General features: G+C 54.6%; 10 protein-coding genes, 2 tRNA genes and 1 pseudogene. 9 read left to right on the forward strand and 4 right to left on the reverse strand.

Translation table 11 applies throughout. The features are described 5' to 3' along the window. Positions 1–90 precede the first annotated feature (90 nt). Positions 91–303 carry a helix-turn-helix domain-containing protein gene (locus NYE74_RS25610; RefSeq protein ID WP_341005268.1) on the forward strand — a complete coding sequence of 71 codons (213 nt, stop codon included), beginning with the start codon at positions 91–93 and terminating at the stop codon, positions 301–303. Between the two features lie 165 nt (positions 304–468). Continuing rightward, positions 469–1077: a DUF3102 domain-containing protein gene (locus NYE74_RS25615; RefSeq protein WP_341005269.1), complete on the forward strand. Its 609-nt coding sequence runs from the start codon at positions 469–471 to the stop codon at positions 1075–1077. Between the two features lie 75 nt (positions 1078–1152). On the opposite strand, the gene NYE74_RS25620 is transcribed toward NYE74_RS25615, so the two are convergent. Further along, entirely contained in the window at positions 1153–1488 is a 336-nt protein-coding gene (locus NYE74_RS25620; RefSeq protein ID WP_341005270.1) for a hypothetical protein, read from the reverse strand. A 133-nt stretch (positions 1489–1621) separates the two neighbouring features. Beyond that, positions 1622–1795, reverse strand: coding sequence for a hypothetical protein (locus NYE74_RS25625; protein ID WP_341005271.1), 174 nt, complete (start codon positions 1793–1795; stop codon positions 1622–1624). Positions 1796–2216: 421 nt separating this feature from the next. Here NYE74_RS25625 and NYE74_RS25630 point away from each other — a divergent pair. Beyond that, positions 2217–2292: transfer RNA gene (locus NYE74_RS25630), tRNA-Ala, on the forward strand. Positions 2293–2306: 14 nt separating this feature from the next. Beyond that, a tRNA-Lys gene (locus NYE74_RS25635) sits at positions 2307–2379 on the forward strand. A 377-nt stretch (positions 2380–2756) separates the two neighbouring features. Here the strand turns inward: NYE74_RS25635 and NYE74_RS25640 are convergent. After that, a complete protein-coding gene (locus tag NYE74_RS25640; protein ID WP_341005272.1) occupies positions 2757–6221 on the reverse strand; it encodes an S-layer homology domain-containing protein in 3465 nt (1154 codons plus the stop codon). Positions 6222–6681: 460 nt separating this feature from the next. Between NYE74_RS25640 and NYE74_RS25645 the strand changes: the two genes are divergently transcribed. The 4 genes from NYE74_RS25645 (at position 6682) to NYE74_RS25660 (ending at position 12195) form a co-directional block, all read left to right on the forward strand. Next, positions 6682–8781: an ATP-binding protein gene (locus NYE74_RS25645; RefSeq protein WP_124331626.1), complete on the forward strand. Its 2100-nt coding sequence runs from the start codon at positions 6682–6684 to the stop codon at positions 8779–8781. A gap of 260 nt (positions 8782–9041) precedes the next feature. Beyond that, positions 9042–10415: an ABC transporter substrate-binding protein gene (locus tag NYE74_RS25650; protein WP_373281389.1), complete on the forward strand. Its 1374-nt coding sequence runs from the start codon at positions 9042–9044 to the stop codon at positions 10413–10415. Between the two features lie 36 nt (positions 10416–10451). After that, on the forward strand, positions 10452–11339 hold the full coding sequence (locus NYE74_RS25655; protein ID WP_036624347.1) for a carbohydrate ABC transporter permease: 888 nt from the start codon (positions 10452–10454) through the stop codon (positions 11337–11339). Positions 11340–11361: 22 nt separating this feature from the next. Then, complete coding sequence (locus NYE74_RS25660; RefSeq protein WP_036624349.1) at positions 11362–12195, forward strand: carbohydrate ABC transporter permease; 834 nt, start codon at positions 11362–11364, stop codon at positions 12193–12195. Between the two features lie 39 nt (positions 12196–12234). On the opposite strand, the pseudogene NYE74_RS25665 reads toward NYE74_RS25660, so the two are convergent. Beyond that, positions 12235–13069: pseudogene (locus NYE74_RS25665) on the reverse strand (helix-turn-helix transcriptional regulator). Positions 13070–13252: 183 nt separating this feature from the next. Between NYE74_RS25665 and NYE74_RS25670 the strand changes: the two are divergent. After that, positions 13253–13441 (forward strand): hypothetical protein, encoded by a 189-nt coding sequence (locus NYE74_RS25670; protein ID WP_036624350.1) that lies wholly within the window; start codon positions 13253–13255, stop codon positions 13439–13441. Positions 13442–13468: the final 27 nt, after the last annotated feature.

Genomic DNA, 13468 nt, shown 5'->3' on the forward strand with positions numbered 1-13468 from the left:
TCAAAGTATATACGCCTTTTAGTATAGAGTCAACAACTAATTTACGGATATACGGATATTCGGTTATAATTACAAAGAGGAGGCATGAACGTGCGAAAAATAACGATCCGATTAAATGAGGTTATGCAAGAGCGGGGATTAACTCAAACAAGACTCGCGGAGATGACAGGAGTACGCCAAGCGGCAATATCTGAAATGTCCCGGAATATTCGTGAACAAATCAATCTAAAAACATTGGAGAGGATTGCCGACGCGCTTGAGATAGACGACATATCGGAGTTGCTTTCGATCGATAAGCACTAGACTCTGTTTAAATAATCTCAAAGCGGTAAATTTAATCAATGGGGACGGGTACATACCGGCCGCCGACCGTTGAGGTTTGCGGCTATTTTTTTTTTACGGGGATGCCCTAACGGACCAGGAGGTCATCGATTCACTCGGCCGGCAAAACGAAAAGGAGAACGGGAAATGACGCAGCAGGTTTCTCATCTCTCCTCCGACCTACCAACAATAACGGCCGAAATCAACGCCTATAAGCGCGTCGCTGGCGAAGCAATTTTCGAGATTGGTCGTCGGCTCAAATCTGTTCGCGACGCTAAATCGGACAGCGCCAAGGCCGACGTAAGAAATCTCGCCCGACAACGTGAAGAGGCCGGCGGCTGGATTCGATGGCTTGAGGAGAGCGTTGATTTCAAACGAACGCAGGCGCACAGATTTATAACCGTCTACGAGGAGCTTGGTTGCGATGTTCCCACGTGGGAACACGTTAGCCTGCGGGTTCTTGACGAAATAGCAACGCTCCCTCCCGAAGAACGAACCCGGGGCCATACGCTTAAATCCGGGGAAACGAAAACCCCGGACGAAATGACCGTACGCGAGTTGCGCGAAGTCAAAGCGGCATTGAAAGAAGAACGCGAACGATGTGAGCGAGAACGGGAGGCGCGAGAACAAGCGGAATCTCACGCACAAAAAGCGGAGGCGGATTACGAAACGGTGCGCGATTTCACCGCACGTTTCCCGTGGAATTTACGGCGATATGGGCATTTTGGACGTGGAGGAGTACTAGCGGAAGGGTAAGCGATCGAGGGCGGTATTTTGACGCAAGAAAAACGCCAGCTTACGGAGAGTGTCCGTATGTGCTGGCGTTTAAAATTACGATGAAATTCGAATGAAGAAGCCGTTCAGGAATCCGATAAACTTGGCGGAAAGCGGGCCGTCCGTTATGGTAAACGTTGAGAAGATTACGTAGTTATCGCGCTCTGTCGCCGCTTCAATGTACGCCTTTCCTAACGTGTTTACGATCCCCTTTTCTAACGCGTTATCACCGTCGGCTGACATTCCCTTTGCCATGTGTTCGCTAAAATCAGCAGTCGACGGATTTGTCACAGCAAAGAGTATCGCAACTAATAATATAACGACAATCGCGCCGACGCGTCCTTTGCCGCTTTTTCGCGTTACCTGCGGCCCTGGCAACATATTCTCTTCCAAATTTTGGCCTCCTCTTAATTATTGGTTATATTTTACTATACTTCCACCGCGAATTGAACGAGAAAAAAAAGAAAAAAGCCCCCTGACGCAGTCCCTACGTATGTTACGCAAGAACCCGCCAGAGGGCTTCATATTATTTCGTTTTGAACGTACTATACACGCCAGTCCCGATCAGCGCGTACGTCGCAATATCCACGCCGATTTGCCACATGCCGAAGTCAGGCGCAACGCCGTATTTTTCGAGGATTTGGTACGCAAGACCGACGACAGCCGCGATAAACAGCGGATTTGTTAAACGCTCCTTCATCGTATTATTTCGCCTCCTTAAAGATTCCAGCGCGATCCAGCACCGTAATCATGCGGTAGAAATCGTAACTTCCGTCAGCGGTTGTGTCCAATACGCCGGCCTTCTTCGCATTCTCACACGCGGCCAGATTACGCGAAATTAGCGTCTTATTGCGTCGACCTAACGTTACCCCTCGGTCTGGAATAGAGCGGCTGATTTCGCGTAAAAGACACGGAATACGGGCGGGAGCCGGCCACCCCCGAAGAGACGCGCGGCTTTGAAAAAATTTCGCAGATATCAGCTTTTGGTACTTGCAGCGATGCGCTCCCGTGTGGTATATTATTTGGGCGGGAAGAAATTGTCGAAATGACTGTGCGGTGACAAACCGTTGATATAGCTGGTTTTACGATGACTGTGCGTCGACATTTCGGAATAAATTTGCGGGGCCATAGCTCAGCTGGGAGAGCGCATCGCTGGCAGCGATGAGGTCAGGGGTTCGATCCCCCTTGGCTCCACCATAATTACACCTTAAGGATCGTTAGCTCAGTTGGTAGAGCAGTTGACTCTTAATCATCTGGTCCAGGGTTCGAGTCCCTGACGATCCATAGAGTAAAACGGCAGAGATGCCGTTTTTTATTTATCTCGTGTTTTGCGGTGGTCACGGAAATAACGGTAATAAAGGTCCCTATTTAGACCAAAGAAGAAAGTTAACTTCTGCTCAAGTTTTCCCGCAGGCAGCGTCCCGAAATCTAACGGTTGTGATCGTCGTTATTTGCCTGGATCTAAGCAAAAAAGCCGGATTTTAGCGAAATAAGCGCCATGGCAACCGTTACGATTTGAAATCAACGTTCTTGGGACAAATAGCGGCCATGGCATCCGTTAGCATATTTGTGCGACTAGACGATGCAACGCTAGTAAAAAGAAGCCCCCTTATAACGGTTGCTTACCGCTTCCGCCTAAGGGGGCTTCTTTTTTTCATATATTAATCGATAAACCCAAGGTATTCCAGCATACGCTTCAGCAAAACGGCGCTTTGGGCGCGGGTAGCGAATTCGCCGGGAGCAAACGCGTTGTTTTTCGCGCCTTCGATCATCCCTGCCGCAAGCAGTTGCTTGACGGGTTCCTGAGCCCAGCCCGCGATGCCGGAATGGTCGAAAAAGCGCTCGAGCGAAAGGGGATCCGTTCCCGGCAATTCCCCGGCGAAGCTTACGGCGCGGGCGATCATGACCGCCATTTGTTCGCGGGTGATCGGCGAGTTCGGCTTAAACGATCCGTTCGGATACCCGTTAATGAGCCCGCCAGCAACGGCAGCTTCCACCGCCCCTGCATACCAGGCCCCCTCCGGAACGTCGTTAAAAGCGGATGGGCCCGTTTTTTCAAGAAGCCCTAAGGACCGTACGAGCATCGCTGAAAATTCGGCGCGGGTGACTTGACCGTCGGGCGTAAAACGCCCGTCAAAGCCGCCGGTCAGGACAAGCTTGTTCGCGAGCAGCTCAATTTCGGATTTCGCCCAGTGCCCATCCTGGACATCCGAAAAAGTGCGTTCCGATTGAACCACGGTGTACGTGCCGTTATGCGGCGCATAGATGAAAGCTTCGGTTCCGTCCCCTGCCGCTTGAAATACCGAAGGGACAAAATGCGCCCACCCGTTTGCATCGACCCGCACCGCGGTGGACTTGGCGGAATTAACCCCGGCGTCAAGCCTGATCGAGCGTTCCGTGTAAACCGCTCCCGTATCGGCCAGCTCCTTGCCGTCTAAGGAAAGCGAGAAATCTACCGGTGCCGCAAGCATTTGGCAGCCTTGTCCGGCCAGCGCTTCTTGCAGTTCCCCGGCTGCGGCATCCGTCTGTTTGCCGATGGCGGCGCTTAGGACCAAACCGCCCGGTATGCTGTCCATGACGTGCAGCGGCAAGCCGTAACTCGCCCCATTGGCGCGTATCCGCAGCATTCCCTCGGGCTGCCTCAGGAGCGACTCCCGCAGCGCTTCCGCGGGAAAATCGGTCACCATGATCGGATCCGAGCCGTTAACGGTTATGATAACTTCGCGTTCTGCACCAAATGCGGCGCTTAAGAGAGGGCCGTCCAGGATAAACCGCGTGACGGCTCTGCCGTCGCCCGCCGTTTCTTTTACGATAGCTGTCTGAACTTCCTTGCCGTTTATATAAATCCGTTCCCCCGCACTCTCCCCCGGAGCATTTACCGTTTTATCCGCCACGCCTGAAGAACCGTCGCGATGCGATCCCGAGGAGCCGGAACTCCCCGGGGTGCCCGGATCTGCAGGATCGGTCGGGTCAGTCGGATTATCCGGATCATCGGGGCCGCCCGGATTTTCCGCTGTGTCTTCGACCGTCATCACGATACGGCCCGTATCCGTGATCTCGCCCGCAGTTACATTAACGGTCAGGGAATAAGGTTTATAGCCTGAAGCCGTAAATGAAACGGTTTGCTTGCCTTCGGGAATGTTAAACAACGTAAAATTCCCTTGGCTGTCGGTCGTGGCGCTGCTGCCGTACACGGCAGCCGTGACCCCGGGAAGCGGGGCGTCCCCCGTTCCGTAAACGGTTCCCGTCACCGTTCCGGCGGTGGCCGGAGGCGGCGTTACGGTCACCTTTGCAGCTGCCGCAAAGGAGCCGTCCACGGTCGTGACCGTGATGTCGGCTTCGCCGGCCGCCACAGGAGCGACTTCGCCGTTTTGGCTAACCTCGGCCACCCCCGGAGCGCTGGAGCTCCAAATTACCGCAGGCTCGGTCGCGCCTTCGGGTTCGACGATAGCCGCAAGCTTCTGCGGCCCCTCGCCTAAGACAAACGTCAGCCGGTCCGGCTCCAGCCTTACGCCGGTGACGCGAACCACCGCCTGAATATCTTCGGCCGCAAGCCGGACGCTGCTCAAGGCCCGGATCAAGCCATGCAAATCCGCCTCATATACGTTTAAATACTGTCCTGCGGCAACGTTCGGAATGTCCTCCTCCAACCGGTACGCCGCCGCAGCGGCCGGAAGCTCGGCGCCAAGCAGCGGCCGAACATCCGCGGAATCAGTAAGCGTATAAGCAAACGTATGATCCGCCCCTTGGGGCTCTGCCGCTGCCTTGACGGATTTATAAACGGCGCCGGGGCCGACGCGGAAGGCGGCTAACTCGGGCGCTTGCTCTTTAACCGTCAACTGGAGCGTCGTACGATCGGTGGCGCCCCCGGCATCCGTTGCCGTGATATCGATGCTGTAGGTGCCGGGCTGCGCTGGCGTGCCCTGAAGTACCGCCGTATGCACCCCCGTACCGATTAGGCTCAGGCCGGCGGGAAGGCCGGTCGCGCTCCAGGTGATTCCGCCTCTTGCACCGTCAAATCCCGCAAGCGAAACCGAATAAGAGACAGCTTTGACCGCATCCGGCAATTCCACGGTCAGAATCGCCGGCCTGAGGTAAGGATACCCGCCGTTCACGTTCGGATTGATCGCCCACGTATTCGTAAAATCCCAGCCCGCATCCGTATATGTGGATTGCCGCTGCATCTCGCTCGTCTCGCGGGCGTTCGCTCCGCTTGGATCGCTGCCGGCCGTTACCCCGGTAGTAACAATGTCGAAAAAGGAGTCCGCAACGAAAGTACCTGCGAAATCGGCTAGGCCCACCAAGCCGGCGATCAACGAAGAGGATGTCCCCGCTAAATTGGACTGGTCGACATGACCTGCCGCATAAGTACGCTGAACGCTGCCATAAACGATATGAGGCACAAGGCCGGCAGATAAGAGATAATAATTATCGCCGGTCTGGTTCGATACGTTTCCTGACGCATACGAATCGCTGATCCCGCCCCTGCCTTGAGCGCCGACCAACCCGCCGACATAAATGTTGGGGGCCGTACCGCTAACGACGGATGCCAAAGAAAAGGAGCGAGTGATTTCACCTATGGCCCCTCCTGCCAATCCGCCGGTAACCGCAGCCGGATCAGCGTTCGTCCCTCCCTTGACGCTGCCCGTTGCATAAGCGCGGTCGATGCTGCCATCGCTCATCAGACCGACCAGTCCGCCGGTATAGGCGCCTCCCTCGATATGAACATCTACCCCCAGGTTTTTAATCACACCGGTGGAGCTGCCGAAAAATCCGACATTTTCCCGCTCATCGTCGATGACCCTGACCCCGGTGATCAAATGGCCCCTTCCGTCAAAAACGCCGCTAAATGCGGCATGCTCGTTGCCGCCGAAAGGAATCCAGCCATACCCGGCCAAATCAATATCGCCCAGCAGCAACAGGTTTCGGTTTAAATATGCCTCTTGATTCCGGTCGATATAAATCAACTGTTCCGCCGTGGATATTTGAACCCAGCCATCCGCTTCAGGCGAAGCCAGGCCGGCTTCGGCACGGACGGCTTCGGCACGGACGGCACGGATTCCCCACGGTTCAAATATCGTAAACATCATTAGTAAGGCTAAGAAAGCAGATAAGCGTTTTGTCATATTGGCTCCCTCCACATTTTGCAAACTCCCGTTTTTTCACAAATAACGGCTCTGGTGTCCCTTAGCCCACCAGGTCCAGTCCCTCTTCCCCCCTCTCTACCTACGAATTTATAGATTCTATAAGGGCTCAAGACCAAAAACAGTGCTTGACAAAATAAATGATGACGGAGGTGGAGGTAGGCTCTCCAAACCACTTTGCACCTTTATTCCTTTGGTTCAGGAAGCCAAGTCACCTGGTCAAACGGGATAATCGTGCAAAGCCTCCGGATAGCGAGTCTCGTTCCAGGCCACGGTCTGTTGCCGGCTTGACTGCCAAGCCCTGATGATTAGGTTGAATCTCTATAATCTTAAAAAATACGATTTTTTATTTTTAATAGTCGCATTTCATAGTGTAATATAGTGGCATGATCGTGATGTTTCATTTTTGTTTCAGATTTTAAATACAGAAGGAAGATGGGGAATGGAGTCATTATCGACAGAAAAAAATGAAATTGCCCGCCGTCAAGTGATCGGCTTTTCCCGGGAAATGAACAGTCTGGAGCACTGGTTGGCGGACCCCGGCAGGGAGCTGCGGTTATTTTCGGTTTCCGGCATCGGCGGCATCGGCAAAACAACGCTGCTGACGGAAATGTTTCATAAGGCCAAGCAAGCTTCGCTGCTGACGGTATGGCTGGACGGTCAGTCCGAGCTAACGACTTCCGGAGTTTTTTTATCCAGTCTGGAAATGAGTCTGCAAAGCGAATACGGCAGATTCAGGGACCCGGAGGTTCCCCTTCTGCCTTACCTGATTGCGGAGCTGTCCAAGCAGCGGTCCGTTTTGGTGATGGATAACTGCGAACGTCTGGACCTGATTGAAAGCTGGCTGCTTTCCAGCTTTTTGCCGAGGCTGAAAGACGCGGGGGCATTGCTCGTTATCGCCTCGCGAAACGGCCTTCCCCTTAAATGGCGTACGAATCCGCTTTGGGCCGGCCGCATTCAAACGTTCCCCCTCAAGCTTTTTTCGCGTGAAGAGATCCATGAGTATTTGCAAGATAGCGACCTGGAAGAGGCCGTGCAGAAGGAAATTGCCCAAAAAACGGAAGGTCTTCCCCTGCTGCTGGCGACAATCGTGGACTGGCGGCGTTCCCGGGAAGGGGATGTCCGGGAAATCCCCAGCATGCTTAGCGCCGAATTTTTAAAAGAGGCCGCTTCCCCTTCCCTGTACCAGGCGTTAACCGTCCTATCGCTGCTGCCGGCAGCCGATCAGCCCGCCATCAACTTATTGCTGGACGAACCGCTCAGCGCTTCCGGCTATTTTGAACTCGGCAAGCTGTCCTTTATCCGCAGCACCCCATACGGCCTGGCCCTGCACCATGTCGTCGCCCGCCTTTTGCGGGAGGAGCACGCCCGAAGAAACCCCAGCCAGTTTCAGCAGCTGCGCCTTGATGTGTTCAAGCTGCTCGCCGAACAATTCCGGCTGGCGGATAAGCGCCGGCAAATGCAGATTGCCGCCCATGTGCTGGAGCTTTACCGGGAGTTTCTGCCGGCTGCCCATGCTTACGCCGATTTTTCCTCCACCCTGAAGCCGCAGGAACACAGCCCTTATCGTGCGGAGGATTTGCCCCACCTCCAGCGGTTTCTGGCCTGGTCGATTTCCCACTCCGATTGGCAATCCGAGCTGGTCGATCCGCAAAAATATCACGAATTGCTGGAAACCATCGCCGCCAAACATCCCGAGGGGGTTTTTGTCGTGCGTGATCCGGGCGGAGTCCCGCTGGCGTTTTGCGCCGGCTTCTGGCTGCATGCCGGGACGATGCCGCTCATGGAACGTTGCGCTCCCCGGCTTCTGTCCATCCTTGGCGAGGAGGCCCCCGCGCTGCGCCGTCTTCCCGCGGAAGCGGCCGATACGATCTGCGTGCTGCTCGCCGCGGTGAACAGCCGGCACCCGCTGTACGGCCCAGAGGAGCTGGGCGCGTTGCTAATGCGGCAATGGCTGATTTTTATGACCCGCGGATTTAAGGGCATCAATATTACCGCAGATCCGCATTTAAGCAGCTTGTTTTCCCTGCTGGGCTTCAAGGAAACCGGCCGGATCAAACCCGAAGGGCCCGCGGAAACGGGAGAACTGACCCGCTGGGAACTCGATTTCCGGCAAGCTGCGTTTGAGGAGTGGGTGCAAAATGTGATCAGGCAGACCGGTCCCGCTGACAACGCGCCAAACGTGCCTCTGCCCGAAGCTGGGCAAAGCGCTTCCGTGGCGATTGACGGCAGAGCCGTAAAGCAAATGCTGGAGCATCTGTACGATACGGAGCAGTTGGAGCGGATACCGGCCGTTCGTGCGCTGCGTCTGCCCGCTGCCGCCGCGCAAAAATACGCGCTCGATCTTCTGACCGCCGAGCCGCCCGCCTACCCGTTAACGAAAACGGAACAGCAAATCCTTATGGCAAGTTATTTACAGAAAGAATGGAACAAAAACGAGCTCGCCGCCCGTTTCCATATGAGCCGGGCGACATTTTACCGCCATTCCCGGACTGCCCTGGAACATTTTGCGCTTGCTCTGACACGCCTGGTTTCAAACTAAAAGTCCGGTAATATACGCGGCCGATCCGTCCGGGGTCGGTCCGTTTTTTTCGCGCTGGGCCGGCGCTTCCTTCCCTTTTCTCCGCCAATCACCTCTATTCCCAACCCTGCATACCTATAAAGAACCATTCAAATTTAGAATAATTGTTCCGGCAGGAAAGTATGTTTTAATCAAAAGAGCTTGTAAACGGATACAATCCGGCAAGCTTTTTCGCTTCTCTATCCGCATACTTACTTTGGGAGGGAAAAAACATGGCCTTCATGAACCAGAAAGGTTGGCGGATTACGTCCGTCGTGTTGTGCATCGCGTTGTGCGGAGCTTTGCTGTTTGGCTGTTCGGGCAAAAGCAACGAAGGGGCCGGCGGGTCCGGAAAAACGACGATTACGGTCACGTACCGGGACGACGGCGCCGGGGAAAAGGGCACGTTTTACAAATGGATTAAAGAAGTTGCCGCTGGCTATCCGAACAAAAACGTGGAAATCAAGCCGACGCCGATTCAGGCGTCCGAAGGGGACTATTTTGCCAAAGTCGCTTTGGCTCTGAAATCGAAAGATACGGCGCCCGATATCGTCACGGAGGATACGTTTATCCTGAACTCCGATGCCAGCGCGGGGTACCTTGAACCGCTCGATGCACGGCTGAAGGAATGGGAGGATTGGACCAACGGCTCGTTTATCGAGGCGATGAAAAAAGGCGTGACCGCCAGCGACGGCAAGGTGTACGGGGTGCCTTACAATACCGATTCGCGCGGGCTTTGGTATAACAAGGAAATTTTCAAGCGGGCCGGACTTCCCGAGGACTGGCGGCCCAAAAACTGGGACGAGGTGCTGGACGCGGCCCGGACGATCAAAGAGAAGGAGCCGGACGTCGTGCCGATCTGGATGAACATGGGCAAGGCGACGGGCGAAGCCACCTCGATGCAGACCTATGAAATGCTGCTGTACGGCACGGGCGAACGGCTATACGACGACGCCGGGGGGAAATGGATCGTACAGAGCCAAGGCATCCTCGACGCGCTCGGATTTATTGAAACCGTGAACAAGGAGCAGCTCGGGCCGCCACTCTCCAAAGTGCTGAACGGCCAGGCCGGCAACACCGCTTCACGCGAATATTTGCCCCAGGGCAAGCTGGCGATTTCGCTCGACGGTTCCTGGATTACCGGCAATTATCTGGACACCGGGGCCGCCCCTTGGCCCGAATATAAAGACGTGCTCGGCTTTGCCCCGATGCCGACGAGTCAAGGCCAGGATCCCGGCACGATCACGCTGGCCGGCGGTTGGGCGTTGTCCATCCCAAGCAATGCCAAACATAAAGACGAAGCTTGGGAGTTCATCAAATATGCGTTAAGTAAAGAAAACAGCCAAAAACTCGTCATGTCCTCCGGCAACATTACGGTCCGGGCCGACGTGGCCAAAGATCCGGAATACACGAAAATGCCGTTTAACGAAATCGCCACGGAATATCTGCAAAACGCCGAGTTCAGACCGGCCCAGGAAAAGTACCCCGAGGTGTCCACGCAAATCCAAACGATGGTCGAATCCGTGGCAACGGGAACCTCTCCGGCCGACGCCGCCAAAAAATACGCTCAAGACGTCACCCGCATCGTCGGCGAAGATCATGTGATGCAAAAATAGCGGAGAGCGCTTTGCCTACCGGGGGAGGAGAACGATATGAGCAGCATAACGGCCGAACCGTATCGGCAAAAAAGAAACTCAATAACGTGGCTCTACTTTTTGCTTCCGTCCGTCCTCATCATGCTGATTTTCTTTATATATCCGGTGTTCCTGACCTTTTTCTATTCGTTCACGAACCTGGCCTTAACCGGAGAGTCCGCGAAGGAGCTGAAGTTTGTCGGGATCGATAACTATATCCATATGTTCAAGGACCCGACGGTTCGCATCAGCATCTGGAATACGCTGATTTTCCTGTTTGGCTCGGCGGTGATCGGCCAGCAGGTGCTCGGCTTTGTCATCGCTTTATTGATGAAGCATAAAAACAAGCTGTTCCGCCGCGTCATCGGCACGATCGTGCTGGCCGGCTGGGTAACTCCGGAAATCGTCTGCGCCTTGTGCCTGTACAGTTTTTTCGGGGACGAAGGCACGTTAAACTCAGGTCTCGCTTTTTTCGGCATCCCGACGGTCACCTGGCTGTTCACCATGCCGATGCTAACGATTATCCTAGCCAACATCTGGCACGGAACCGCCTTCTCCATGCTCGTGTTTCAAGCGGCGCTGGACGATGTGCCAAGCGAGGTCGAAGAGGCCGCCGTCGTCGACGGGGCCTCGAGATGGCAGGTGCTCACCCGGATCATCCTGCCCTATATTAAGGAAAGCTTTGTCACCAATATGATGCTCGTTACCTTGCAGACGCTTGGGGTTTTCGGGCTGATCTACGCCATGACCGGCGGAGGGCCGGGCACTTCGACGACGACGCTGCCGATCTTTATGTACAATCAGGCCTTTGTCAATTACCAGCTTGGATACGGAACCGCGATTTCCCTGCTGCTCCTGCTGATCGGAGTGGTGCTCAGCCTGTTCTATATCCGCTCGTTGAAATAACCTTTTGACAAGGAGACTTCGTATGAACGCCAAACAACGCAAAATCGTCTACAGGATGTTGCCGTACGCCATTCTTACCTTTATCGGCATCTGTTTCGTGCTGCCGCTGCTTTGGGTCATCGTCGCCTCGATCGACTCGAACGCGATGCAGACGCTTAAGCTGCCGCACCGGGTCACGGCGGAGAACTACATCGAGGTGATCACCAGCCGGGAAAATCAGCGCGCCTTCCTGATCGGGCTCATCATGTCGCTCGGCCAGGCGGTGCTCGTCGTCATCCTGGCCCTGCTTGCGGCCTATCCCTTATCGCGGTACCAAATGAAATACAAAAAGCCGTTCATGCTGACCATTTTATTTATGACCTCCCTGCCGATTACGGCGGTGATGGTCCCGGTGTACCAATTGTTCCTTACCTTGAATTTGTATGACCAAATTTACGGGGTGATTCTGTTTTACGTCGCTTCCTCGATGCCTTATGGAATTTGGATGCTGAAAAACTTTATGGATTCCGTGCCGCAGGACCTGGAAGAGGCGGCATGGGTCGACGGAGCGTCGGTGTTTACGGGCATCCGCAAAGTGGTTGCTCCTCTGATGATCCCCGGCATTTGCACGGTGGCCATCTTTACGTTCTCGGGAAGCTGGGGCAATTTCTTCGTTCCGTACATTCTGCTGCAGAATCCCGAAAATTTCCCGGCTTCCTTAAAACTGTACCAGTTCTTCGGACAATACGGGATGGTCGAGTACGGGAACCTGGCTGCTTTCTCCATTCTGTATGCGATCCCTTCCATCGTATTGTATATCCTTTCGCAGCGCTTTATGTCCAAAGGGTTTGGCCTTCAGGGCGGAACGAAAGGCTAAAAATGAAGCAGGGCTGCGTCCTCGAACGCGGCCTCCTTATTATTCAAATTCCATGTTCATTCCCTCGTAGTGTGCGGCCATGTCCGCGCAGATCTCCGCCATCCGCCGCACAAGCCGGTGGGGTTCGCGAATCTTCAGCGCTTTGCCGTAAGGCAGCAAATAGTACGGCACATAGGTATGCAAGGCGGAAGCATCCATTTTGAATTCCGCCTCCCCTTCACTCCGCCGCACCAGCGTGTGCCCGAACATCCAATGGTTTTGCAGTTCATTTAAGATCCGGTCATGTCCGGCAATGCGAACGGTAACCAGGGACTTCTCCTGCAGCGAAGGCGGGAGCAAACCGCCCAGCAAAAAATCTTTCGCGGAGAAATCCGCCGGCCGTTCAAACCGGTGATCCGAAGGCTCCAGGCGGACGATGCGGTCTACCCGGAAGCTGCGCAGCCCCTGGCGCAGGCGGCAAAATCCGACCGTATACCAGGTCCCCTTCCAGTGGATGATGCCATAGCAATCAAACACGCGGCACTCCATAGCCGAATCCTTGCCCCGCGCATACTCCATAACAAGCTACCGCCCGCTCCAGCGCGGCGGAAAACGGATATCCCGCCTCCCTGGCGAATATCGAAGCGTGCACCAGCGCTTTCTGCTCGTCTGCGTCAAACAGCAACGGCGACTCCATAAAATCGCCGAGAATCCGATAGCCTCCGTTAGGTCCGGAATCGGCGGTAATCGGCACGCCGCTGGCGCATAGAGAGTCAATGCAGCGGTATACGGTTCGAATGTGGATTTCCAACTCGTCCGCCAGCTGCCGGGCGGTCATTTTCCTTCCCGACCGGAGCAGCCAAAGAATGGATAGCATGTTATCGACTTTGGACATAATGACAGCTCGCTTGCGGGGCCGCGTCTTAAATTGAAGCGTACTTCGAACTTTGAATATCGGACTTCGGACTTCGGATGGGCCAAGCGCCGTTTTCGGTTCGCCCAGTTTCGTTTAAACATGACCATCGCTTTCATTTGCAGCATATGATGAAGCAAGTTGACTTCAAAGCAGGTGGTGTGCTTGACAAAAAGAAAACGAAAGACGAAAAAAACGGACGATGGGATAATTACCGCTAGTGACCTGGCCATTATCGGAGCCGGATTCGCCGCCTTGGGCAACTTTTTCGAATTGCTGTCCCTGCTGAAGCTGCGCGAGGAAGAGGCAGCCGACGGGACGGCGGCGAAGGACCCTAAGCCGAAAGGATCATAACAATTTCAAAATGTTCATAAAGGGATC

This window comes from Paenibacillus sp. FSL P4-0127 (genome assembly GCF_038007325.1).
GTDB lineage: Bacteria > Bacillota > Bacilli > Paenibacillales > Paenibacillaceae > Fontibacillus > Fontibacillus macerans.